This window comes from Methylobacterium sp. NFXW15, from assembly GCF_049887755.1.
Classification (GTDB): Bacteria; Pseudomonadota; Alphaproteobacteria; order Rhizobiales; family Beijerinckiaceae; genus Methylobacterium.
Window position 1 is genome coordinate 301,633 of sequence record NZ_JAGEKG010000003.1, and the last position, 22,782, is coordinate 324,414.

General features: G+C 68.6%; 17 protein-coding genes. 7 read left to right on the forward strand and 10 right to left on the reverse strand.

Annotated elements, in window-relative coordinates; translation table 11 throughout:
- Positions 1 to 4 precede the first annotated feature (4 nt).
- The 4 genes from J4O73_RS08595 to J4O73_RS08610 all read left to right on the forward strand — a co-directional run bounded on the left by J4O73_RS08595 (position 5) and on the right by J4O73_RS08610 (position 6,793).
- A complete protein-coding gene (locus J4O73_RS08595) occupies positions 5 to 1,012 on the forward strand; it encodes a 2-dehydropantoate 2-reductase (protein WP_426216428.1) in 1,008 nt (335 codons plus the stop codon).
- Between the two features lie 38 nt (positions 1,013 to 1,050).
- Positions 1,051 to 2,583, forward strand: coding sequence for an acyl--CoA ligase (locus tag J4O73_RS08600; RefSeq protein ID WP_426216429.1), 1,533 nt, complete (start codon positions 1,051 to 1,053; stop codon positions 2,581 to 2,583).
- Positions 2,584 to 2,719: 136 nt separating this feature from the next.
- Positions 2,720 to 5,989, forward strand: a complete 3,270-nt coding sequence (locus tag J4O73_RS08605) for a PAS domain S-box protein (RefSeq protein ID WP_426216430.1) — start codon at positions 2,720 to 2,722, stop codon at positions 5,987 to 5,989.
- 63 nt (positions 5,990 to 6,052) lie between these two features.
- Positions 6,053 to 6,793 (forward strand): FadR/GntR family transcriptional regulator, encoded by a 741-nt coding sequence (locus J4O73_RS08610; protein WP_426216431.1) that lies wholly within the window; start codon positions 6,053 to 6,055, stop codon positions 6,791 to 6,793.
- Between the two features lie 143 nt (positions 6,794 to 6,936).
- On the opposite strand, the gene J4O73_RS08615 is transcribed toward J4O73_RS08610, so the two are convergent.
- The 4 genes from J4O73_RS08615 to J4O73_RS08630 all read right to left on the reverse strand — a co-directional run bounded on the left by J4O73_RS08615 (position 6,937) and on the right by J4O73_RS08630 (position 11,610).
- Positions 6,937 to 8,730, reverse strand: a complete 1,794-nt coding sequence (locus tag J4O73_RS08615) for an IlvD/Edd family dehydratase (protein WP_426216432.1) — start codon at positions 8,728 to 8,730, stop codon at positions 6,937 to 6,939.
- Positions 8,727 to 9,875: an aldose epimerase family protein gene (locus J4O73_RS08620; protein WP_426216433.1), complete on the reverse strand. Its 1,149-nt coding sequence runs from the start codon at positions 9,873 to 9,875 to the stop codon at positions 8,727 to 8,729. Before J4O73_RS08620 ends, J4O73_RS08615 begins: the two co-directional genes overlap by 4 nt.
- 347 nt (positions 9,876 to 10,222) lie before the next feature.
- On the reverse strand, positions 10,223 to 11,113 hold the full coding sequence (locus J4O73_RS08625; RefSeq protein ID WP_426216434.1) for an outer membrane protein: 891 nt from the start codon (positions 11,111 to 11,113) through the stop codon (positions 10,223 to 10,225).
- A 227-nt stretch (positions 11,114 to 11,340) separates the two neighbouring features.
- Positions 11,341 to 11,610 (reverse strand): DUF6894 family protein, encoded by a 270-nt coding sequence (locus J4O73_RS08630; protein WP_426216435.1) that lies wholly within the window; start codon positions 11,608 to 11,610, stop codon positions 11,341 to 11,343.
- Between the two features lie 121 nt (positions 11,611 to 11,731).
- Between J4O73_RS08630 and J4O73_RS08635 the strand changes: the two genes are divergently transcribed.
- Complete coding sequence (locus tag J4O73_RS08635) at positions 11,732 to 11,953, forward strand: hypothetical protein (protein WP_426216436.1); 222 nt, start codon at positions 11,732 to 11,734, stop codon at positions 11,951 to 11,953.
- 208 nt (positions 11,954 to 12,161) lie between these two features.
- On the forward strand, positions 12,162 to 13,049 hold the full coding sequence (locus tag J4O73_RS08640; RefSeq protein ID WP_426216437.1) for a sulfurtransferase: 888 nt from the start codon (positions 12,162 to 12,164) through the stop codon (positions 13,047 to 13,049).
- Between the two features lie 9 nt (positions 13,050 to 13,058).
- Here J4O73_RS08640 and J4O73_RS08645 read toward each other — a convergent pair whose 3' ends face one another.
- A complete protein-coding gene (locus J4O73_RS08645) occupies positions 13,059 to 14,825 on the reverse strand; it encodes a methanol/ethanol family PQQ-dependent dehydrogenase (RefSeq protein ID WP_426216438.1) in 1,767 nt (588 codons plus the stop codon).
- Positions 14,826 to 14,957: 132 nt separating this feature from the next.
- Here J4O73_RS08645 and J4O73_RS08650 point away from each other — a divergent pair, with 132 nt between their 5' ends.
- Positions 14,958 to 16,088: an epoxide hydrolase family protein gene (locus tag J4O73_RS08650; RefSeq protein ID WP_426216440.1), complete on the forward strand. Its 1,131-nt coding sequence runs from the start codon at positions 14,958 to 14,960 to the stop codon at positions 16,086 to 16,088.
- Positions 16,089 to 16,205: 117 nt separating this feature from the next.
- Here the strand turns inward: J4O73_RS08650 and J4O73_RS08655 are convergent, their stop codons facing one another.
- The 5 genes from J4O73_RS08655 to J4O73_RS08675 form a co-directional block, all read right to left on the reverse strand.
- Entirely contained in the window at positions 16,206 to 16,514 is a 309-nt protein-coding gene (locus J4O73_RS08655; RefSeq protein WP_426216442.1) for an SCP2 sterol-binding domain-containing protein, read from the reverse strand.
- 133 nt (positions 16,515 to 16,647) lie between these two features.
- The gene (locus J4O73_RS08660) at positions 16,648 to 18,438 is read right to left on the reverse strand and encodes an acyl-CoA dehydrogenase C-terminal domain-containing protein (protein WP_426216444.1); all 1,791 of its coding nucleotides are present in this window, start codon (positions 18,436 to 18,438) and stop codon (positions 16,648 to 16,650) included.
- A gap of 5 nt (positions 18,439 to 18,443) precedes the next feature.
- Positions 18,444 to 20,765 (reverse strand): 3-hydroxyacyl-CoA dehydrogenase NAD-binding domain-containing protein, encoded by a 2,322-nt coding sequence (locus tag J4O73_RS08665; protein ID WP_426216445.1) that lies wholly within the window; start codon positions 20,763 to 20,765, stop codon positions 18,444 to 18,446.
- Complete coding sequence (locus tag J4O73_RS08670; protein ID WP_426216447.1) at positions 20,765 to 21,901, reverse strand: thiolase family protein; 1,137 nt, start codon at positions 21,899 to 21,901, stop codon at positions 20,765 to 20,767. Before J4O73_RS08670 ends, J4O73_RS08665 begins: the two co-directional genes overlap by 1 nt.
- Positions 21,902 to 22,103: 202 nt before the next feature.
- Complete coding sequence (locus J4O73_RS08675) at positions 22,104 to 22,508, reverse strand: MerR family transcriptional regulator (protein WP_426216449.1); 405 nt, start codon at positions 22,506 to 22,508, stop codon at positions 22,104 to 22,106.
- Positions 22,509 to 22,782 lie beyond the last annotated feature (274 nt).

The window sequence follows — 22,782 nt, forward strand, 5'->3', positions numbered from 1 at the left end:
TCCCATGAGCATCGCGATCGTCGGCGCAGGCGCCATCGGCGGCTATCTCGGCGTGAAGCTGGCCGAGGCCGGCGAGGACGTCACCTTCATCGCCCGGTCCAACGCGGAGGCCATCGCCCGCGACGGCCTCAAGCTGATCGAGGAGGACGGGACGGAGGTCCACGCCCGCAACGTGAAGGCGACGCGCTCCATGCAGGAGGCCGGCCCGCACGACCTCGTGCTGCTCACGGTGAAGGCGCATCAGGTCGGCCCCATCGCCGCCGACCTGCACCACTTGATCGGCCCCGAGACCAGCGTCGTGACGATGCAGAACGGGATCCCGTGGTGGTACTTCACCGGGGGCCATGGCGGGCAATACGAGGGTACGCAGATCGAGACCGCCGATCCGGGTGGTCTCATCGCCCAGCATCTCGACCCGCGCCGGGTCGTCGGCTCGGTGGTCTATCCGGCGGCCGTCCTCACCGATCCGGGAACGGTGAAGGTGATCGAGGGCAACCGCTTCGGTCTCGGCGAACTCGATGGCTCGAAGTCCGAGCGCGTGCTCGACATCTCGCAGCGTCTGACCAAGGCGGGCTTCAAGGCGCCGGTCACCTCCGACATCCGGGCCGAGATCTGGCTGAAGCTTTGGGGCAATCTCAGCTTCAACCCGATCTCCGCGCTCACCCACGCCACCCTGGAAGACATCTGCCGCTTCCCCGACACGCGGGCACTCGCCACCGAGATGATGAAGGAAGCCGAGCAGATCGCGAACACGCTCGGCATCACCTTCCGGGTCGGGATCGACCGGCGCATCGCGGGAGCCGAGAAGGTCGGCGCGCACAAGACCTCGATGCTGCAGGACGTTGAGGCCGGGCGCCCGATCGAACTCGAGGCCCTGGTCGGCTCGGTAATCGAACTCGGACGCCTCGTCGGGGTGGCGACGCCCCATATCGACAGCGTCTACGCGTTGATGCGGCTCCTGGCGCAAAGCCTGGAGCGGGCGAATGGTCGCTTGGCCATCGCCTCCGCCTGACGCATTTCCCACACGACACGACATCCGAGGAGGCCGACGTGGCCGCATCCGCAACCACCCTTCGTGATCTCATCGCTACGGGCGCGGACGAGGCGCCTGCCCTGTCGAGCCCCGGCGGCGTGCCGCTGACCTTCGCGGGTCTCCGCGCGCTCGCCGACCGCACCGTGGCCGATCTCAACGCCCGCGGCATCGGCCGTGGCGAGCGGGTCGCCATCGTGCTGCCGAACGGGCCCGAAATGGCCGCCGCCTTCATCGCGGTCGCGGCGGGTACCACCTCGGCGCCGCTGAATCCGGCCTACAAGGCCGATGAGTTCGAGTTCTATCTCACCGATCTCCGGGCGAAGCTGCTGGTCGTGGCGGAGGGCAGCGAATCCCCCGCCGTCGCCGTCGCCGAGAAGCTCGGGATGGCGGTGGCCCGCCTGAAGCCGACACCGGATCAGGGCGCGGGCAGCTTCACCCTGTCCTTCGCCGGAGAGGCGAGCGCCCCCGCCTCCGAGGGCGGACTCGCGCAGGAGGGCGACGTCGCCCTGGTGCTGCACACCTCCGGCACCACCTCTCGTCCGAAGATCGTGCCGCTCAGCCAGGGCAATGTCTGCGCCTCGGCCCGCCACATCCGCACGAGCCTCGCCTTCACGCATGAGGATCGCGGCCTGAACATCATGCCGCTGTTCCACATCCATGGGCTGATCGCGGGCATTCTGGCGCCGCTCTCGGCAGGGGGGCAGGTCTCCTGCACGCCGGGCTTCAACGCCCTCAAGTTCTTCGCGTGGATGGAGGAGGTGAAGCCCACGTGGTATACGGGCGTGCCGACCATGCACCAGGCGATCCTCGGCCGCGCGGCGCGCAACCGCGAGATCATCGCCGGCAGTCCGCTGCGCTTCATCCGCTCCTCGTCGGCCTCCCTGCCGCCGCAGGTGCTGCGCGAACTGGAAGAGACCTTCGGCGCGCCCGTCATCGAGGCCTACGGCATGACCGAGGCCGCCCACCAGATGGCCTGCAACCCGCTGCCCCCGAAGACGAACCGCCCCGGCTCGGTCGGCCTCGCGGCGGGACCCGAGATCGCGGTGGTCGGCTCCGACGGCGAGCCCCTGCCGACCGGCGAGACCGGCGAGATCGTCATCCGTGGCCCCAACGTGATGAAGGGCTACGAGAACAACGAGAAGGCCAATGCCGAGGCTTTCACCCGCCAGGGTTGGTTCCGCACCGGAGACCAGGGCACCCTGTCGGAGGACGGCTACCTCACCATCACCGGCCGCCTGAAGGAAATCATCAACCGCGGCGGCGAGAAGATCAGCCCGCGCGAGGTGGATGAGATCCTGCTCGACCACCCGGCCGTGCTGCAATGCGTGACCTTCGCCCTGCCGCACGACAAACTCGGCGAGGAGGTGGCCGCCGCCATCGTGCTGCGCGAGGGCCTCGCGGCCGAGGAGAAGGAGATCCGCGGCTTCGCCTCGGAGCGGCTCGCGGCGTTCAAGGTCCCGGCCCGCATCCTCATCCTGGATGAGATCCCGCGCGGCGCCACCGGCAAGCTCCAGCGCATCGGCCTCGCCCAGAAGCTCGGGCTGGCCTGATCACAAGTCGTTGACGGCCCGGCCAATCTCTCCTTCGAGATGACCGGGCCGTAACAAACAATTATCAGTTGCGCACGATTCATCGGCAGATTGCAACGGGCCCTTGTCGGCCCCAGGCATCGTGAGACCTTCGAACGTGGACCGCGCGATTCTCGATTCCGCCTGCGCGGTAGCCAGGGCTATCGGGGAGGGGAAGGCCAGCTTTGTCTTGCTCGACGGGCCCGGGGGGCTGCGCGTCGCTGGCGGGAGCCAGATCGAGGACGCCCGCGCCGGGCTCCTGACCACGTCGGATGCCTTCGCCGCGCAGATCGACCGCGCCTCGGACACCCTGCTGCTGCGCGGCCTGCCGGGTGAGCCCGGCTTCTGCGCCTGCGTCTCCCTTCGCGCGGCGGATAGCGGCTGGCGCGGCCTTCTCTGCGTTCTCGGCGGCGAGGACCAGCCGGAGCCCGGTGCGGAGGTCTGGGGCCGCCTCGCCGATGCCGCTCGCCTCGCGACGGTCGCCCTGCGTGTTGACGAGGCCGAAGACAAGCTCGCGGCCAGCGAAACCCGCAACGCCCACGCCCAGGCGGCCCGCCGCATCGCGGAGCAGACCGCTTCGTTCGGGTACTGGCGCCTCGACGTCGCGTCGCGAGCCCTGTCGTGGTCGGCGGGCATCGCGACGATCTTCGGCCGCAACGCGGTCCTCGACTTGGTGCCGCTCGAAACCCATTGCGGCTTCTACCATCCGGAGGATCGCGACGAGGTCCGCCGCCGGATCGAGCGCGCCGTCAATGGGCGCGGGGTCCTGGCCCGCGGCGGCTATGAACACCGCTCGCGCATCGTCCGCCCCAACGGGGAAATCCGCTACGTCAGCGTGCGTGGCATCGACGAGCGCGATCCGGCGGGACGGCTCGTCGCGATTCACGGCATCTGCCTCGACGTCACCGAGCAGACCCGCTTGGCCGAGGCGGTGGCTGCGGCGGACGCAGCCCTGCGCGCCATCCTGGACCAGGGGGGCGCGGTTGCCGGTCCGGTGGATACGCGCCCGAGCGAGAGCCGCTACCGGCTCATCGCCGAGCACGCGAGCGACATCATCGTCTTCAGCGACCTCGACACGACGCGCCGCTACGTCTCACACGCGGTGACGCCGATCCTCGGTTACGATCCGGCGGAACTGGTCGGCACCGCCCCGCGCGACTTCATCCATGCCGACGACATGCCCGCCTTCTCGCGGTCCCTCGACGCGCTGCTGAGCGGACGCGAGGACAGCGCGCTCACCGTCCTGCGCTACAGACATCGGGACGGGCATTGGGTCTGGCTCGAACTGGCCTTCTCCCTGGTCCATGACGGCGGCGGGGTCCCGAACGGCTTCGTCTCGGTCTTGCGCGACGTCTCCGCGCGGGTGGCGGCGGAGGAGGTGGCCCGATCCGGGCAGGCGCAGACCTGGGCCGAGGCCGAGGAGCGCCTGAGGGCGATGCAGGCGCGGTCCGATTTCACGTCGGCGGCGAGCGCGGCGATCCTTGCCCAGCTGGCCGAGGGGGTGATCGTCACCGATGCGGCCGGGCGGATCACTCTGGTCAACGTCGCGGCGGCGGCGATCCACGGGGTCTCGCGGCTCGATGTCGAGCCCGACGCCTACAGCGATACCTATCACCTGTTCACCGAGGAGGGGGAGCCTTACCCGCCTCACGACCTGCCGCTCGCGCGTGCGGTCAGGGGCGAGACGGTGCGCGAGGCACGCTGGCGCATCCGGCGGCCGGATGGGGCCGAAGTGATCGCCGTCGGCAATGCACAGCCGCTGCGTGGCCAGGATGGCGGCCAGATCGGTGCGGTCCTGACCGTGCGCGACGACACCGCTCGCATCGCCGCCGAGGAGGGCCTGCGCACGCTCAACGGCACCCTCGCCCAAAGGGTCGCGGAGCGGACCCGCGAGGCCGAGGCGGCGCGTGAACTCGCCGAGGCCGGAAGCCGCGCTAAGTCGGAATTCCTGGCCTCCATGAGCCACGAGATCCGCACGCCGCTCAACGGCATCATCGGCTATGCCGACCTGCTGCTGGAGGATAACGGCGTCACCGGGCGCATCCGCCAATACGGCGAGCGGATCCGCTCGGCGGGCGCAGCCCTGCTCACCGTCGTCAACGATGTGCTCGACGTGTCGAAGATCGAGGCCGGGCAGGTTCAGATCGCGTCGCGTCCCTTCGCCCTCTCCCTCCTCATCGACAACACCCTGTCGATCGTGCGCGGCTTCGCACAGACAAAGGGGCTCGCCCTGGCCGTAACTGCCGATCCCGCCATTCCGGCATGGGTCCGGGGCGACGAGGACCGGCTGCGGCAGGTGCTGCTCAACCTTCTCAACAACGCCATCAAGTTCACGCCCTCCGGCCGGGTCGACCTCGCCATCTCGCTCTCGGGCACGCGAAACGACACCGTCGATCTCGACTTCCGCGTGAGCGACACCGGCATCGGCATTCCCGCCGACAAGCAGGACCGGCTGTTCCGCCGCTTCAGCCAGGTCGACGGCTCCTATCGCCGCGCCCACGACGGCACCGGTCTCGGCCTGTCCATCTGCAAGAGCCTCGTGGAACTGATGGGCGGCGCGATCCGCGTCGAGAGCGCCGAGGGTAAGGGCGCCTCGTTCTCGTTCACCATTTGCCTGCCGCGCGCGGAGGCGCCGGCCCAGACCCAAAGCGCCGTGGAGAACCGGGTGCGCATCTCGCGCCGCCTGTTGCTGGCCGAGGACGTGCCCCTGAACCAAGATCTCGCCCGCGCGATCCTCGAATCCGAGGGGCATGTGGTCGACGTGGTGGCGGACGGCGCGGCGGCGGTTCGGGCGGTGGAGACGAACGCCTACGACGTGGTGCTGATGGACGTGCAGATGCCGGTGATGGACGGTGTCAGCGCGACCCGTGCGATCCGCGCCCTCGACGGCGCCAAGGCCGGTATCCCGATCATCGCGTTGACCGCCAACGTGTTGCCGCAGCAGGTCGCGGAGTTCCGCGCGGCCGGGATGGGCGGCCATGTGGGGAAACCCTTCGCTCGTGTCGAACTCCTCGATGCGATCGAGCGCTGCATCTCGGCCGGATCGGCTGCTCCTTCCTTCCGGCCCATCCCGGAATCCGCCGCCCTCGATGCCATCGCGAGCACCGTCGGGCAGGAGCGCGTGCAGAGCCTGCTCCAGGCCCTCGCCGCCGAACTCGACGCCCGATTCGGCCGGGAATCCGGGCCTTGGCTCCGCGAGAGCCTTGCCCAGGATGCGCATGCGATGATCGCCGCCTCCGCCATGCTCGGCTTCGGGGATCTGGCTGGCTTGTGCCGGGAGGTCGAGGCGGCCTGCCGCGACGGGCTCGACTACGAGACGGCCCTGACCGACCTCAGGCGCTACAGCGCGGCAGTCGTCACCGAGATCGGCCTCATGCGCGCGGCGTGACGCGGGGACTCGCTTTGGGCCGCACCGATGGGTAGTGCGGAACGGGGCTGAAGGGAGGAGCAGGTGGGACGCGGCACCGACGGCGAGGGTGGGCAGCATCCCCCGGCCACGGCCAAGCAGCGGATCCACGGCTCGGTGGCGCGCACGCTCGGCATCGCGATCCTCGCGGGGCGCCACGCGCCGGGGGAAGTGCTGCCGGGCGAGATCGAGTTCTCCGAGCAGCTCGGCATCTCGCGCACCGCCTATCGCGAGGCCATGCGCATCCTGAGCGCCAAGGGGCTCGTGGAGAGTAAGCCCAAGACGGGCACGCGGGTCAGCGACCGCAGCCGGTGGAACCTTCTCGACCCCGACATCCTGGCCTGGACCTTCGAATCCGAGCCGAGCGAAGCCTTCATCCGCGACCTGTTCGAACTGCGCCAGATCGTGGAGCCCGCCGCCGCCGCGCTCGCCGCCGAGCGCCGCTCCGAGACCGACCTCGCGCGGATGGAGCAGGCGCTCGACGCCATGGCCCGACACGGCCTCGCCACGCCCGAGGGCCGCGCGGCCGATAGAGCCTTCCACCACGCCGTGCTGGAGGCGACGCGAAACGCGCCGCTCCTGTCCCTTTCGAGTTCCATCGCGGCGGCGATCAGCTGGACGACACTCTACAAGCAGCGCTTGCGGGCCCTGCCGCGCAATCCCGTGCCGGACCACCGCGTCCTCTACGAGGCGATCCGCGCCGGGGACCCGGCCCTGGCACGAGAGGCGATGTCCGAACTGATCCGCCTTGCCCTCGCCGACACCGAGATGTCGATGACGGCGTGAGCGGACGTAGCCCGGTGCCCCGGACCCATTCCGTCTTTGCGAGCAGAGCGAAGCAATCCAGGGCTGAGGGCCGCTTCCGAATGAGGCGTGTCCCTGGATTGCTTCGCTGACGCTCGCAAAGACGACGGAGAGGGAAGCGTCCCTCAGTGGTTGTCGCGCGGCAGGCCCTTGGTCTGGGCGATGCGCTGGAACGCCTCCGCGCCCTCAAGGATGGCGCCGGTGTGCAACTGGCCGACCACGGCCCGCTGCATCGCCTGCCAGGGAGTCTGTGAGGCGGGATAGGCGTAGCCGCCCGCCGCTTCCAGCGCCCGGCGGCGCTCCGCGATCTCCTCGTCCGGGATCAGCATGTCGGCTGTGCCCCGGCCGAGGTCGATCCGAACTCGGTCGCCCGTGCGCAGCAGCGCGAGGCCGCCGCCCGCCGCCGCCTCGGGGGAGGCGTTGAGGATCGACGGTGACGCCGAGGTGCCCGATTGCCGCCCGTCGCCGAGGCAGGGCAGGGCGAAGACGCCCGCCCTGATGAGGTGCGCGGGCGGGCGCATGTTCACCACCTCAGCGGCGCCGGGATAGCCCACGGGCCCCGCGCCCCGCATCACGAGGAGCGTATCCGGCGTGATGTCCAGCGACGGGTCGTCAATGCGGTGGTGATAATCCTCCGGCCCGTCGAACACCACGACGCGGCCCTCGAAGGCCTCGGGGTCGTCCGGATTCGAGAGATAACGGGCGCGGAATTCCTCCCCGATCACGCTGGTCTTCATGATGGCCGCGTCGAACAGGTTGCCCTTCAGCACCAGGAAGCCCGCCGCCTTCTTGAGCGGCGTGTCGAAGGGGCGGATCACGTCCTCGTCCTCGATCGTCGCGCCGCGGCAATTCTCGCCGATGCTGCGGCCGTTGACGGTCAAGGCGTCCTCGCGGATCAGCCCCTTGTCCATCAATTGCGCCACCACCGCCGGAAGGCTGCCGGCGCGGTAGTAATCCTCTGCGAGGTAAGCGCCCGCCGGTTGGAGGTTCACGAGGAGCGGCACGTCGAGCCCGTGGGTCTGCCAGTCGGTCACATCGAGTTCGGCCCCGACATGCCGGGCGATGGCCGCGAGGTGGATCGGTGCGTTGGTCGAGCCGCCGATCGCCGAATTCACCACGATGGCGTTGAGGAAGGCGTCGCGGGTCAGGATGTCGGACGGTTTCAGATCCTCCGCGACCATCTCCACGATGCGCTTGCCGGTGCGGTAGGCGGCCTCCTGCCGGTCGCGGTAGGGGGCGGGGATGGCGGCGGTGCCGGGCAGCATCATGCCCAGCGCCTCGGCCAGGGTATTCATGGTCGTGGCCGTGCCCATCGTGTTGCAGAACCCGGTGGAGGGCGCCGACGAGGTCACGAGCTTGATGAAGCCGTCATGGTCGATCTCGCCCGCCGCGAGCATCTCGCGGGCGCGCCAGACGATGGTGCCCGAACCCGTGCGCTGGCCTTTGTACCAGCCGTTCAGCATCGGCCCGACCGAGAGGGCGATGGCCGGGATGTTCACCGTCGCTGCTGCCATGAGGCAGGCCGGGGTGGTCTTGTCGCAACCGGTGGTAAGCACCACGCCGTCGAGCGGGTAGCCGTGCAGCAATTCCACGAGGCCGAGATAGGCGAGGTTGCGATCGAGACCGGCGGTCGGGCGCTTGCCGGTTTCCTGGATCGGATGCACCGGGAATTCCAGCACGATGCCCCCCGCCTCGCGGATGCCCTCACGGATGCGCTCGGCCAGGACGAGGTGATGCCGGTTGCACGGCGACAGATCGGAGCCCGTCTGTGCGATGCCGATGATCGGCTTGCCGGAGCGCAGCTCTTCCAGGCTGAGGCCGAAATTCAGGTACCGCTCCAGATAGAGCGCCGTCATGTCGATATTGTCGGGATTGTCGAACCACGCCCGGGAGCGGAGCGTGCGGGGGGCGTCGGTCATCGGGCGGTCCGATCCGGGCTTGAGGGTGACGGGAAGCGGTAGGTGATCACGTTGCGGAACGCGCCGCCGGGATCGAGCCGGGCCGAGCCGAAGGCAGGCTGGTTCGGCGTATCGGGGAACAGCTCGGGCTCCAGGGCGAAGGCGTCCGACTGGCGATAGGCGAGACCGGATTTCCCGACCGTCGTCGCGTCGAGCATGTTGCCCGTATAGAACTGGACCCCCGGCGCCGTGCTCGCCACTTCGAGCACGCGGCCCGAGGCGGGGTCCATGACGCGGGCGGCAAGACGCGGCTCGTCCGAGGGCGCGTCGCCGAGCACGTAATTGTGGTCGTAGCCGTGCCCGCGCAGCAATTGCACCGCGCGTCCATCGCGGATGCGGGCACCGATCCGCTCTTCGTCACGGAAATCGAACGGCGTGCCCGCGACCGGTGCGATCTCCCCCGTGGGGATCTGGGTCTCGTCCACCGGCGTGTAGCGATCCGCCGGGATCATGATCCGGTGGTCGAGGATCGAACGGCCGGAGCCTTCGCCCGCAAGGTTGAAGTAGCTGTGGTTCGTCAAGTTCACGAGGGTCGGCCGGTCAGTGGTCGCCCGATACTCGATCCGCAGGGTGTCCGCTGCCGAGAGCGTGTAGGTGACGGTGGCGGTCAGGGTGCCGGGAAAGCCTTCCTCGCCGTCCGGGCTCACGTAGCGGAGCGTGACGGAGGGCGTCGCGCCGCCCTCGACGGCCTCGATGCTCCAGAGCCGACGGTCGAACCCCTCCGTGCCGCCATGCAGCGTGTTCGGCCCATCGTTGCGGGCCAAGGTGTAGTCGCGCCCGTCGAGGGTGAAGCGACCGCCCCGAATGCGGTTGGCGTAGCGGCCGACGCTCGCGCCGAAATAGTTCGACTTGCCGAGATAGGAGGCGAGATCGGCATAGCCGAGCACGACATCGGCCGGACGCCCATCGTGGTCCGGTACGTCGAGGCTGCGCAATGCTGCGCCCCAGGCGATGATCCGCGCGGTGAGGGTGCCGTTGGTGAGGGTGACCTCCTCGACCACCCTCCCATCGGGCAGGGTGCCGAAGGGAGCGCGTGTCGCCTCGCCCGCCGCCGCTGCGGCCGGGAGGGCGCAGGCCCCGAGGATCGCCGCTGTCCAGTCCCGCATGCCGAGCCCCCATCCGGCGCCGTCATCGGCGACGGCCTACCCGGATCGGCTCGTTCTATACTCAGACAAATAGGCTGACAATCATCCGGCACCTGAAGCGGTGACTGACCAAGCCGAGCCATTCCCGTCGATGAATCCCCAGTCATCCTTGCTTCGCTGCGCTCGCAAAGACGGAGGCTCTCGCTTTGTGTTTTGATGCGCCTTCGTCCGATGAACCGGTATCCACTTCGTCGGAATGCGCTCAAGACGAAAGCCGTGGCCTGAACACGAAAAAGGGCACGGGGATGAACCCCGTGCCCCAGTTGCGACCGCCCCGAAGGATCGGGGCGGCGCTTGGATCTGTGATCTTAGTAGGTGCCGAACTTGTAGTTCACGCCGGCGCGGATGACGGCGAACTCGGTGTTGTTGCGCACACCGGCCGGGCCCTGAACCAGGGTCACGCCCGGCTGACCGACCTGAACCAGCTGGCCGAGGTTGTTGGTGGCGAACGCACCGGCGGTGCGGCGGTTCTGGTCGAGGTTCACGTACAGGCCTTCGACCTTCACCGTCACGGCGGAGGAGCGGAAGAAGTTCAGGAACGAGTCGGTCGGGAGAGCGTATTCGATACCGCCGCCGACAGCGTAGCCGGTCTGGAAGTCGTTCTGGCCGACGCCGGTGCCGAACTGACGGCCGCCGCCCGAGCCGTAGGCGAAACCGCCGGTGGCGTACACGAGGGTGCGGTCGAAGGCGTAGCCGAGGCGACCACGGACGGTGCCGAAGTAGTCGAGGCCCGACAGGCCGTTCGGGTTGAAGATGAGGGTGCCGGGGACGATGGCGCCGCCCGGAACGGTGGCGGCAGCGAAGCGGTTCCGCTGGCGGCCGAAGTCGGCGTACTGGGCGTCAGCTTCGATACCGACGACGACACCCGAGCCCGGGGTGAACTGGTAGTTGTAGCCGATCTGACCACCGCCGACGAAGCCTTCGTTGCCGGAGGTGTTCGAGAAGGCGAGGACGCCCGGCTGCAGCACGTTGCCGGTCGCGAAGATGCGGTTGGCCGGCGAGACGCCGATGATGGTCTGGGCCGAGTTGTTGGAGGCGTCGAAGCCGTAACCGGCGTTGAAACCGGCGTAGAAGCCCGTCCAGGTGAAGACCGGAACCGGGGTGAACACCGGCGGCGGAGCGCGGCGCGGCAGGTCGGCGGCGGAGGCGGCGGCGGTGAGCGCCGTGAACATCGCCAGCGAGGTAACGAGCTTCTTCATAACTGTGGATTCCCCAGAGGTCTGTCCCGATCGAGATGACTATTAGCGGAAGTCGCCTCCGAAGACTGTGTCGGCGGGGATACACCGGCGGCCGAACTGCGGCGAGATGGTGGCCGACGGGGAGGGGCCCAAGCCGGTTCCGGGGGCGAATTTCGTTTTTCCACAACGGGATGTCCGCGCTCGCAATCATGGCACGAAAAGGACTGGCCCCCGGTTCGCTGCCCCTTTCAAGGCACTTCGTCAGGGCTGCCGGGCGGGGCAGGGGGGCGGATTCTCACCTGCGTGAAGGGCCTGACGAGCACACGGCGGCCTCCGCCGTCATGGACATCGACGATCCAATGGATCCAGTCGGAATCACCCGATTCCATCAGGGCGAGGGCGACCCGGTCGGCATGGGCGCGCACCTGCGCCAGGGTCGGCAGGCGCCGCCCGCGCAGGTCGAAGGACGCCTCGCCGCCGGGGCCGACGCAGTGGAACCTGTAAAGCCGCGTTGGCACGGGCGATTTTCCCCACGATCCACAGAGGTCCACCGCGATTCCGGCGATCGCCCGCCGATGGCTTGAACCGAATCGGCCGACAGGCTTTGTTCGCTATATGTTCTAGCGGAGGTTGAGCGGGATGCGAGGACTGTCGAGCGAGTCGCCTGCGCCGGTCTGGACGCCTACCGAGGCGGAGACCATCGCGCTCGCCTATTACCGGGCTCATGCCCGCGATGGCTGGGCCGCCCTGGTCCATGCCATCGAGGATGCGTTGGCCGATCTGCACGTCGCCGACGCCGCGATTCGCGAGCGCGGGCGGCAGATCTCCTGCGGTTATGTCCGGGCCAAGCCGAAGGACTGAGCGGACCGCAAAAGAGCGTCGCAGCTTGCCGCATCTTTGGCCGGATGCCGCCCCTTATTTGGGCGAGGATCATCTTGCTGGGCGCAGTAACCGCGCGCACTCTGAAAGCAGATCGCCCGGCGCTGACCATGCGCCGATGGATCTTGGCCTGGGTGAAAGCCTGGCGCTGACCGATCTTTGCCTTCGGCGATCGACCGGGAGGTATGGGATGAACGAGAGCGTGCTGATCTCTCCGTCCGAACTCGAGGCGATGATGGCGTCGGGCGGCATCGTGCCCATCGATACGCGGGCCCCGGCCGCCTACGCGGCGGGGCACATCGCGGGGGCGGTCAACATCCACGACGTCTTCACCTACCTCGCCACCACGACGCCGGAGGGCGTGGTGGCGATGAAGGACAAGTTCGCCGAGACCTTCGGCGCGGCGGGCCTCGGCGGCGACGAGACCGCCGTGATCTACGAAGCCTCGATGGATACGGGCTTCGGCCAATCCTGCCGGGGTTGGACCCTGCTGACCTATCTCGGCTACCCGAAGGTCAAGATCCTGCATGGCGGGTTCTCGGCCTGGACAGCGGAGGGCAAGCCGGTGACGGACGAGGTGACCGCGCCGAGCCCCAAGACCTTCCCGGTCGATCCGGCGGCGGCGTCGCTCTTCGTGGATCTCGAGGACATGAAGATGGCCGTGGCGGATCCGGCCGTCGTGAAGCTCGATACCCGCGACGTGGACGAGTGGGTCGGCACGTCCTCATCGCCCTATGGCAAGGATTTCTGCCCCCGGAAGGGCCGCATCCCCGGCGCCCGCTGGATCGAGTGGTACCGGATGATGAAGCCGACGCCCGCCGGCAAGATGTTGAAGGCGAAAGAGGAAATCCTTGCCGAATGCGCCACGGTCGGCATCGATGCGGACACGCCCGTGGTGCTCTACTGCTTCAAGGGCGCGCGGGCCTCGAACACGCTGGTGGCCCTGAAGGAAGCGGGCATCAAGGACGTGAAGCTCTATTTCGGCTCGTGGAACGAGTGGTCCCGCGACCCCGGCCTGCCGATCGAGGAGGGCTTCCCGGGTACGAAGGCGCTGCCGCTGCCGATGGCGGCCGAATAGGCGCCCGCCTCATTCGCCCCGTTCGAACACGGTGAGTTGGCCGCCCGTGGCGGTGTAATCCGCGAGTGAGGCGTAGCCGCCGACCGCGCCCGATCCATCGGCGGGGTCGGTGAGGCCGGCGGCGAGGCCGATCCCGGCCCATCCGCCGACGCCCGAGAGCACCGCCACGTATTGCCGTCCGCCGAACATGTAGGTGGTGACGTTGCCGACGATCCCCGAGGGCGTCTTGAAGCGGTAGAGTTCGCGCCCGTCGCGCGCATCCACGGCCTTCAGGTAGCCTTCGAGCGTGCCGTAGAAGACCACGCCCCCCGCTGTCGCCAGCGCCCCGGACCAGACCGAGAAGGGCTCCGGTTTCGACCAGAGGATCCGGCCCTTCGCCGCGTCCCAGGCCAGGAAGGCGCCGGTATGGCTCTCGCCCTCCGGCGGATGGAGGGTCAGGGTCGCGCCGACATAGGGCTGGCCGGGCACGTAGTTCACGCGAAACGGCTCGTAATCCATGCACATGTGGTTGGTTGGCACGTAGAACAGGCCGGTCTGCGGCGAGTAGGCGGCGGGCTGCTGGTTCTTGGTGCCCAGCGCCCCGGGGCAGATGCCGGTCGTCGTCTCCTCCTCGCCCTTCTCCTCGGGGGCGAAGCGCGGGTCGAGCACCGGCCGCCCGTAGCCGGGCTTCCCGGCATCCTGCTCGATCCGGGACGCCCAGTTGACGGTCGGATCGAACTTCTCCGCAACGAGCAGCGCTCCCGTGGCCCGGTCGAGGGTGTAGCCGAAGCCGTTGCGGTCGAAATGCGTCAGCACCTTGCGACGCTCCCCGCCGATCGTCTGCTCGGTGAGGATCATCTCGTTGACGCCGTCGAAGTCCCACTGGTCGTGGGGCGTCATCTGGTAGACCCAGCGCGCCACCCCCGTGTCGGCGTCGCGGGCGATGATCGCCTCGGCCCAACTGTTGTCGCCGGGGCGCTGGGCCGGGTTCCAGGTCGAGGGGTTGCTCGTCCCGTAATAGACGAAGTTCAGGGCCGGATCGTAGGAGAACCAGCCCCAGGCGCAGCCGCCGCCGGTCATCCATTGGTCGCCCTCCCACGTCTTCAGGGAGGAATCCTTGCCGACCGGCCTGCCGAGCGAGGTGGTCTTCTCGGGATCGAACAGGATGTCGGAATCCGGCCCCACGGCATAGGCCCGCCAGCGCCGCTGGCCGGTCGCCTGATCGTAGGCGGTGACAGGACAGCGGGCGCCGTACTCGCCGCCGGAAAGGCCGACGATCAGTTCGTCCTTCACCGGTAGGACGGTGGCGGTGTTGGTCTCGCCCCGGCCGGGATCACCGTTCTTGACGGACCACAGCACCTTGCCCGTCGCCGGATCGAGGGCGACCAGCGTCGTATCCGCTTGCTGAAGGAACAGCCGACCGTTCGCGTAGGCGAGGCCGCGATGGACCGTGTCGCAGCACATCACCGCGATCACGCTCGGATCCTGGCGCGGGGTGTAGCGCCAGAGGATCTTGCCCTCATGGGCGAGGTCCAGGGCGTAGACGGTGTTCGGGAACGGCGTGTGCACATACATCACCGAGCCGACCACGATCGGCGCGCCCTCATGGCCGCGCAGCACCCCCGTCGAGAAGGTCCAGGCCACCTTGAGGCGGGATACGTTGCCCGCATCGATCTGAGCGAGCGGAGAGTAGCGGGTATTGGCCGCGTCGATCGTCTGGAGCACCGGCTCGTCGGCCCGCGCCACGGTCGCGAAGCCCAGGAACGCCAGGACGGCGAGGAGGCGCGGTAGGGACATGGGCACGGCTTCGGTTCGCGAGGCGGGGCGGGTTCCATGGCGCTGCCCTTCGGCGAAACCGTGACGGCGCAACCCTGTGCGGCCCGGCCGCCCGCCCCAGGTTCCCCTCTGCAAAGCCGACAAGGATACGAGATGCGCCCTTTCACCCTCGCCTGGGATGCGGACCGGCTCGCTTGGCTGCACGACCGCTTCGCCGCGTACCGGACGCCCCGCCTGCCCGAGGGCGCCGGCTGGCGCTATGGCTGCGACCCGGATTGTCTCGCGGGCCTCGTTGCGTATTGGCGCGACGGGTTCGATGTCGAGGCCGCCGCGGCCGAATTGAACCGCTTCCCGCACGCCATGGCGCGGATCGAGGATCTCGACATCCATGTCGTTCACGTCGTGGGTGAGGCGCGGGGCCGACGCCCGCTCCTCCTCACCCATGGCTGGCCGGGCTCGGTCTACGAGTTCTGGGACGTTATCGAGCCGCTGGCCTTCCCCTCGCGCCACGGGGGCCGGGCGGAGGACGCGTTCGACGTGGTGGTGCCTGCGCTGCCGGGCTTCGGCTTTTCCGGCAAGCCGACGGCGCCCCTCGGCCCGCGCACGACCGCGCGGCTGTTCGACACGCTGATGCGCGAGGAACTGGGCTATCCGCGCTATCACGCGCAGGGCGGTGATTGGGGCGCGGGCGTCACCGCGTGGCTCGCCCTCGACCATGCCGCGAGCGTGAAGGCGATCCACCTCAACTACCTGCTGGTCCAGCCCGATGCGGAGGCCGGAACCGAGACGGAAAAGGCTTGGCGCAAGGCCGCCTTGGACGCTCAAGGCCGCCTCGGCGCCTATGCGGATTTGCAGGGCACGAAGCCGCTCTCGCTGAATTACGCCATGGCCGACGAGCCGGTGGCGCAGCTCGCATGGCTGGTGGAGCGCTTCCACGATTGGGCCGACCTGCGCGAGCGGTCCTTCGAGGATGTGTTCTCGAAGGACCGGCTCCTCACCAATGCCCTGTTCTACCTAGCGACCGATGCCTTCGGGACGGCCACTTGGTATTATGCCGGGGCACGGGAGGAGGGCGCGCGGCGGATGCCCTCCGGCACCTGCATCACGGTGCCGACCGCCTTCGCCGCCTATCCCGACCCTCGCACCGTCGCGCCGCCGCGCGAGTGGGTGGAACGTGGCTATGCCGTGACCCGCTGGCGGGACATGCCGCGCGGCGGGCATTTCGCGGCGATGGAGGTCCCCGACCTGTTCGTCACGGACCTCCGGGAGTGGGCGCGGGGTTGAGTGGCTTGAACCGTCTTTGCGAGCGGAGCGAAGCCATCCAGGGACCGCGACATCCTGAGATGGCCCGCCGCCCATGGGTTGCTTCGCTGGCGCTCGCAAGGACGGCGGTGGGCAAAGTCAGGCGTCGAGCAGCCCGGCGAGCTTCATCGCCACGCCCTGCGAGCCCTGGACCTTCAGGCGCCCGGTGGAGAAGGCCATCATCGGGCTCAACTTGCCGTTGATCAGCTTCAGCAGGTTGTCGGAGCTGAGCTTCATCACCGTATCGGCCTCGGCCCCCTCGGCGGTGGACACGGCGACGCTGCTGCCGGTCGCATCCACGAGGATGCTGCCGCCATCGGTCAGGTCGAACCGCACCTTGTAGCCGAGGGTGCTCAGCGCGTCAGAGCGCTCCTCGATCGCCTCGACCAGGGTTCCGACATCCGCCATTCGTGTCACTCCTTACCGTATCAACACACCGTCATTGCGAGCGTGAGCGAAGCAATCCAGGGGCGGCGCCACGGTCGGCGATGTCCCGTTGCCCTGGTTTGCTTCGCTTCGCTCGCAATGACGGCAGCGTTCGTCAGAACATCGCCTCGTCGAGGGCCATCATCGCGCCCTTGCCCGCCTTCACGCCGGCCAGCAGGCCCGCCACCTGAGGCAGGATGCGTTCCATGTAGAACCGCGCCGTGGTGAGCTTCGCCTCGTAGAAGTCTCGCTCGTCGGTCCCGGCTCGGAGGGCGGTGTGGGCGACCTTGGCCGAGCGCAGCCACATGTAGCCGAGCGCCACCAGCCCGAAGAGACGCAGGTACTCGGTGGCGGCGGCGCCCGCCTCCTCCGGATCCTTCAACCCCTTCTGCGCGATGTGGGCCGTGGCGAGTTGCAGCGCGCCGAAGGCCTTCGACAGGGGCTGGGCGAGGGGCGCGAGATCGTCGTCCTCGATCGCCTCGTCCAGGGCGGCGAGCATCGGATGGAAGAAGCTGCGGAGGAACCGCCCGGCATGGGCCGGAAGCTTGCGCCCGACGAGGTCGAGGGCCTGCACGCCGTTGGTGCCCTCGTAGATCATCGAGATCCGGGCATCGCGGACATACTGCTCCATACCGTGGTCGCGGATGAAGCCGTGGCCGCCATAGACCTGCATGCCGATGCTCGCCGATTCGAAGCCGAGATCGGTGAACAGCGCCTTCACGATCGGCGTCATCAGCGCGGAGAAATCCTCCGCCCGGCGGCGCTCGGCCGGATCGGGATGGCGCTCCATCACGTCGAGGCTGCGGGCGACCCAGGCGCCGAGCGCCCGGCAGCCCTCGTTGTAGGCGCGGATCGTCATCAGCATCCGGCGCACGTCCGGGTGGACGATGATCGGGTCGGCGGCGAGATCGGGCCGCTTGGCGCCCACGAGGGACCGGCCCTGAAGCCGCTCCTTCGCGTAGGCGACGGCGCCCTGATAAGCGGCCTCGCCCGCGCCCAGCCCCTGGATGCCCACCGATAGGCGCTCGCTGTTCATCATCGTGAACATCGCGCGCATGCCCTTGTGCGGCTCGCCGACGAGCCAGCCCTTGGCATCATCGAAGGACATCTGGCAGGTGGCCGAGGCCTTGATGCCCATCTTGTGCTCGAGCGCCGAGCAGGTGACGCCGTTGCGCTCGTCCGGCGTGCCGTCCGCGCGCGGCAGGAACTTCGGCACGAGGAACAGGCTGATGCCCTTCACGCCCTTCGGCGCGTCGGGGAGCTTGGCCAGCACGAGGTGGATGATGTTCTCGGTGAGGTCGTGGTCGCCCGCCGAGATGAAGATCTTCGAGCCGGTGATCGCGTACGAGCCGTCGCCCTGCGGTACGGCCTTGGTCCGCAGGAGGCCGAGATCGGTGCCGCAATGGGGTTCGGTCAGGCACATCGTGCCCGACCATGTACCGTCCACGAGCTTCGGCAGGTAAGCCGACTTCAACTCCTCCGAAGCATGGCCTTGAATCGCCTGATAGGCACCGTGGCTCAGGCCCGGATAGAGTCCGAAGGACAGGTTGGTCGAGCAAATCATCTCCTCGACCAGCTTGTTGATACCTGCGGGCAGGCCCTGGCCGCCATAGGCGGGGTCGGAGCCCATGGCGGTCCAGCCGCCTTCCCGGAACGCCCTGTAGGCTTCGGGGAAGCCCTTCGGCGTGCGCACCACCCCGTTCTCCAGGCGGCAGCCTTCCTCGTCACCGGAGGCGTTCAGCGGCAACAGCCGCTCGGTGCAGAACTTGGCCGCTTCCTCAAGGATGGCGTCGGCGACGTCGGGGGTGAAGTCCTCCAGGCCCGGCAGGCCCTTCGTGTCGAAGTCGGCGTGCAGCTCTTGCAGCACGAAGCGCATGTCGCGCAGGGGAGCCTTGTAGGTCTGCATGGCCTTCAGTTCCTCACCGGCCGACCGGTTTCGATGACGCTCTCGAAGCGGTCGAGGGTCGCCTCGGTCCGCACGAGGCGCATGAAGCTGTCGCGTTCGAGTTCGAGGATCGCGTCCTCATCGAGGACATCCAGGGTGTCGGTCTCGCCCCCGGAGAGGACCGAGGCCAATTCCCCCGCCACGACGAGGTCGTGCTTGGTGGCGATGCCGCGCCGGGCGAAGCCCTCGGCCGCCATGCGCATGGCGAGCGCGCCCGCAGGGCCGGGCAGGGTCACGGTGACGGGCTTGGGTGCCTCGTAGCCCTCGACCAGGGACAGGGCCTTGGCCTTGGCGTCGGCGAGCAGCCGGTCGCGGTTCATGGTGATGCCGTCGCTCTCGCGCAGGAACAGGAGGTCGCGGGCCTCCTCCGCCGACTTGGCGACCGTGGCGGTCGAGACCGTCTCGAACACCTTGGCGGCGGCGGGCATCGGCCCCTTCGGCAGCTTGGGCGACGCTTGCCAGCGGGCCAGCATCTCCTTGCAGCCGCCCCAGGCGGGCACGAGGCCGACACCGGCTTCCACGAGACCGATATAGGTTTCGGCATGGGCCTGCACCGCATCCGAGTGGAGCAGGATCTCGCAGCCGCCGCCGAGCGCCATCCCGGCGGGGGCGCTGACCACGGGGAAGGGCGCGTATTTCAACTGGCCGTAGGTTTGCTGACCCACCGAGACCAGCTTCTCGATCTCGCCCCAGGCGGCGATATTCGCGGCGAACAGGGCCAGCCCCAGATTCGCGCCGACCGAGAAGTTCGAGCCCTCGTTATAGACCACGAGCGCCTTGTACTTGTCCTTGACGAGTTTGATGGTCTTGCCGAGCAGGATCATGATTGGCTCGTCCAACGCGTTCGACTGCGAGGTGAACTCGAAGCAGACCACGCCGTCGCCGATATCCCACAGGGACGCCGAACCGTTCTTGAGGAGCGGCTTGGCGGACAGCTTGATGTCCTCCAACCGCAGCACGCCCTCGGGGCGGACGATGTCCTTGTAGCCGCCCTCGGCCTGGAGCACCTGCCGACGGCCGTTCTCGACCCGGTAGAAGGTCTGGCCGTTGAGCCCGGCGAGGATCGGCGGGACGGCATAGCCGTCCTTCGCCAGCCGCTCGGCCACGTAGGCGCCGCCGATCTTATCGATCAGCTCGAACGGACCCCACTTCCAGTTGTATCCGAGGCGCATGGCCTCATCGATGGCGGCAACCTCGTCGCTCGCCTCGCCCACCAGCCCGGCGGCATAGGCCAGCGTCGGGCCCATCACCGTCCAGGCGTAGTCACCGACGCGGCCCTTCAGGTCGAGCACGGCGCGCGGGCCTTTGGCCTCCTTCAGCGTCGGCAGGTCGGCCTTGGCGGAGGGCCTGTACTCGCCGGTCTTGAGGTCGATGGCCTCCTTGGTCTTCTGACCGTCCTTCCGGTTCAGACGGTAGAAGCCGCCCTTGCCCTTCCGGCCGGTATAGCCGTCCGCGATCAGCTTCGTGATGACCGGCATCTCGCGATAGGTGGCGTGGAACGCGTCCTCCGGGGGCAGGGCGGCCCGCAGGCTCTTGGTGGTGTGCGGGATCAGGTCGAGGCCGACGAGATCCACGAGGCCGAACACGCCGGTCTTCGGGATGCCGAAGGGACGGCCCATCACCGCGTCCGCTTCCTCCACCGGGACGCCGAGATCGTCGGCCGCCGCGATAGCGTTCTGGATCCAGACGATGCCGAGGCGGTTGGCGATGAAGCCCGGCCGGTCCTTGCAGCGGACGATGCTCTTGCCGAGCTTGCGGTCGGCGAAGTCCACCACGGTCTGGGCGAGCGCCGGATCGGTCTGCGGCCCCGTCACGATCTCGAGCAGACGCATGTAGCGCGGCGGGTTGAAGAAGTGGGTGATGAGGAAGTCGCGCCGGAACGCCTCCGGCATGCCCTCGACCAGCGCGTCCAGGGGGATGGTCGAGGTGTTGGACGAGATCGCCGTGCCCGGACGGCGTACCGCGTCGATGCGCTTGTAGAGGGCCTGCTTCGCGTCGAGGCGCTCGATCACCACTTCGATGATCCAATCGACCTCGCTGAGGCGGTCGAGATGGTCCTCGACGTTCAGCGTCTCCACGAGCTTGGCGGCGCGCGGCGACATGAACGACGCGGGCTCCGTCTTGAGCATCTTCGCGACGGCGCCCTTGGCGAGCGCGCTCCGGTCGGCGGCGCCCTCGGGGACGATGTCCATGAGCAGCACCGGCACGCCGGCATTGGCGACATGGGCGGCGATGCCGGAGCCCATGACCCCGGCGCCGATGACGGCGACTTTGCGGATCCCGGTCATCAGATGCGCTCCAGAACGGTGGCGATGCCCTGACCGCCGCCGATGCACTGGGTGGCCAGTGCGAAGCGGCCGCCCTCGCGGGACAGGAGCGAGGCCGCCTTGCCGACGATGCGCGCGCCCGTGGCCCCGAGCGGGTGGCCGAGCGCGATGGCGCCGCCGTCGATGTTGACGATCCTTTCGTCGAGGCCGAGATCGCGCATGCAGGCGAGCGCCTGGGAGGCGAAGGCCTCGTTCAGTTCGACCACGCTCAGCGCGTCGGCGGCGATGCCTGCCCGGGCCAGCGCCTTGCGCGAGGCGACCACGGGACCCATGCCCATGATCTCCGGCTCGCAGCCCGCGACCGCGACCGAGGCGATCCGCGCCAGCGGCTTCAGCCCGTGGCGGTTCGCGAAGCCCTCGCTGCACACGAGCACCGCCGAGGCGCCATCGGTCAGCGGCGAGGAGGTGCCGGCAGTGACCGAGCCGTCCTGCTGGAAGGCGGGCTTCAGCCCGGCGAGACCTTCGGCGCTGGCATCCGCCCGGATGCAGCCATCGGTCTCGACGGTGCCGCCCTTGGTGGCGATCGGGACGATCTCGGCGGCGAGCCGCCCATCGGCTTGGGCCTTGGCTGCCTTGTGGTGGCTCGCCACCGCGAAGGCTTCCTGTTCCGCGCGGGAAATCTCCCACCGGCGGGCCACGTTCTCGGCGGTGTCGCCCATGCCCATGTAGGCACCGGGACGCTTCTCATACAGCGCCGGGTTCGGCATGGGGTTGAAGCCCATCATCGGCACGCGGCTCATGCTCTCGACGCCCGCGCAGACGAAGGCCTCGCCCGCGCCCAGCGCGATCTGCCCCGCCGCCATGTGGACCGACTGCATCGACGAGCCGCAGAACCGGTTCACCGTGACGCCGCCGACGCTGAGGTCGAGATCGGCCATCAGGCCGATCAGGCGGGCGACGTTGAAGCCCTGCTCGCCCTCGGGGAAGGCGCAGCCGACGATCAGGTCCTCGATCTCCTTCGAAGGGATGTTCGCCTCGGTGACGAGGCGGCGCACCACCTGCGCGGCGAGCTCGTCCGGACGGACCCGGGCGAGGGCGCCCTTCTTGGCCGGGGTGAAGGGCGAGCGTGCGTAGCCCGCGATAACCACGTTGGTCATGCTGTCCTCTCGGAACGGTCGCGATGGTGGGGGAAGACGAGGCGCGGAGCGCGCGACAAAGCGGCTCGCTGAGCCGTCATTGCGAACGCAGTGAAGCAATCCAGGGCAGCGGAACGATCCAGGGGGCGGCGCATCCCTGGATTGCTTCGCTTCGCTCGCAATGACGGAGGGCGGTGGAGCGACGGCGAAGAGGCTTCGTGCCTTAGCGCGCCCGGCGCGCCGAGCCCCGCTGCTGCTGCGCCAGCGCGCCCTGCGCCTGCTGCTCGATGGCGCGCAGTTCGGCGAGCGTCTCGATGAGCGCCTTCTCCTGCTCGATCAGGCTGTCGATGCGGTTCTGAACCCGCTTGAGCAGAGCGCGCAGCTGTTCCTGCTGCGTCGGGTCGGCATCGTAGAGATCGAGATATTCCTTGATCTCGCGCAGGGTGAAGCCGAGCCGCTTGCCGCGCAGGATGAGGATGAGCCGCGCCCGGTCCCGGTGCGTGTAGACCCGTGTATTTCCGACCCGCTGCGGATTCAGCAGACCCTTGTCCTCGTAGAAACGGACCGTTCTCGCCGTCACACCCAGGTCGTTGGCGAGCTGTGTCACAGTATAGAGCAGGTCGGACACAGGGGGCCTTCTCGTCGACGAGGCCACCGTAGGCATGGAGCGCGCGAAGCGTCAATTCCGGCCCGGCATGTCCGAGGGCGCCAACGTCGTCCATCGTCCCCCTCCTTCCGCGTGGCCCGACCCTCTCTGGGGTCCTCGTCCATCAGCCAAAACCGACTGTGCATCGGGGCTAACGTATACGTCAACCTATAAGCCAATACGTCATGTTCGCGCAAGGCCGGTTCCCACCGGTGCGACGCACGATAGTGCCAATGCCTGAAGGAGTTGCGACACG

Excerpts from the sequence above, each read along its gene's own strand:
- J4O73_RS08665 (WP_426216445.1), bottom strand. The coding sequence starts at position 20,765 with ATGACCGGGATCCGCAAAGTCGCCGTCATCGGCGCCGGGGTCATGGGC.
- J4O73_RS08640 (WP_426216437.1), top strand. The coding sequence starts at position 12,162 with ATGAACGAGAGCGTGCTGATCTCTCCGTCCGAACTCGAGGCGATGATG.
- J4O73_RS08615 (WP_426216432.1), bottom strand. The coding sequence starts at position 8,730 with ATGACCGACGCCCCCCGCACGCTCCGCTCCCGGGCGTGGTTCGACAAT.
- J4O73_RS08670 (WP_426216447.1), bottom strand. The coding sequence starts at position 21,901 with ATGACCAACGTGGTTATCGCGGGCTACGCACGCTCGCCCTTCACCCCG.
- J4O73_RS08595 (WP_426216428.1), top strand. The coding sequence starts at position 5 with ATGAGCATCGCGATCGTCGGCGCAGGCGCCATCGGCGGCTATCTCGGC.
- J4O73_RS08645 (WP_426216438.1), bottom strand. The coding sequence starts at position 14,825 with ATGTCCCTACCGCGCCTCCTCGCCGTCCTGGCGTTCCTGGGCTTCGCG.
- J4O73_RS08620 (WP_426216433.1), bottom strand. The coding sequence starts at position 9,875 with ATGCGGGACTGGACAGCGGCGATCCTCGGGGCCTGCGCCCTCCCGGCC.
- J4O73_RS08660 (WP_426216444.1), bottom strand. The coding sequence starts at position 18,438 with ATGCAGACCTACAAGGCTCCCCTGCGCGACATGCGCTTCGTGCTGCAA.
- J4O73_RS08625 (WP_426216434.1), bottom strand. The coding sequence starts at position 11,113 with ATGAAGAAGCTCGTTACCTCGCTGGCGATGTTCACGGCGCTCACCGCC.
- J4O73_RS08635 (WP_426216436.1), top strand. The coding sequence starts at position 11,732 with ATGCGAGGACTGTCGAGCGAGTCGCCTGCGCCGGTCTGGACGCCTACC.
- J4O73_RS08650 (WP_426216440.1), top strand. The coding sequence starts at position 14,958 with ATGCGCCCTTTCACCCTCGCCTGGGATGCGGACCGGCTCGCTTGGCTG.
- J4O73_RS08655 (WP_426216442.1), bottom strand. The coding sequence starts at position 16,514 with ATGGCGGATGTCGGAACCCTGGTCGAGGCGATCGAGGAGCGCTCTGAC.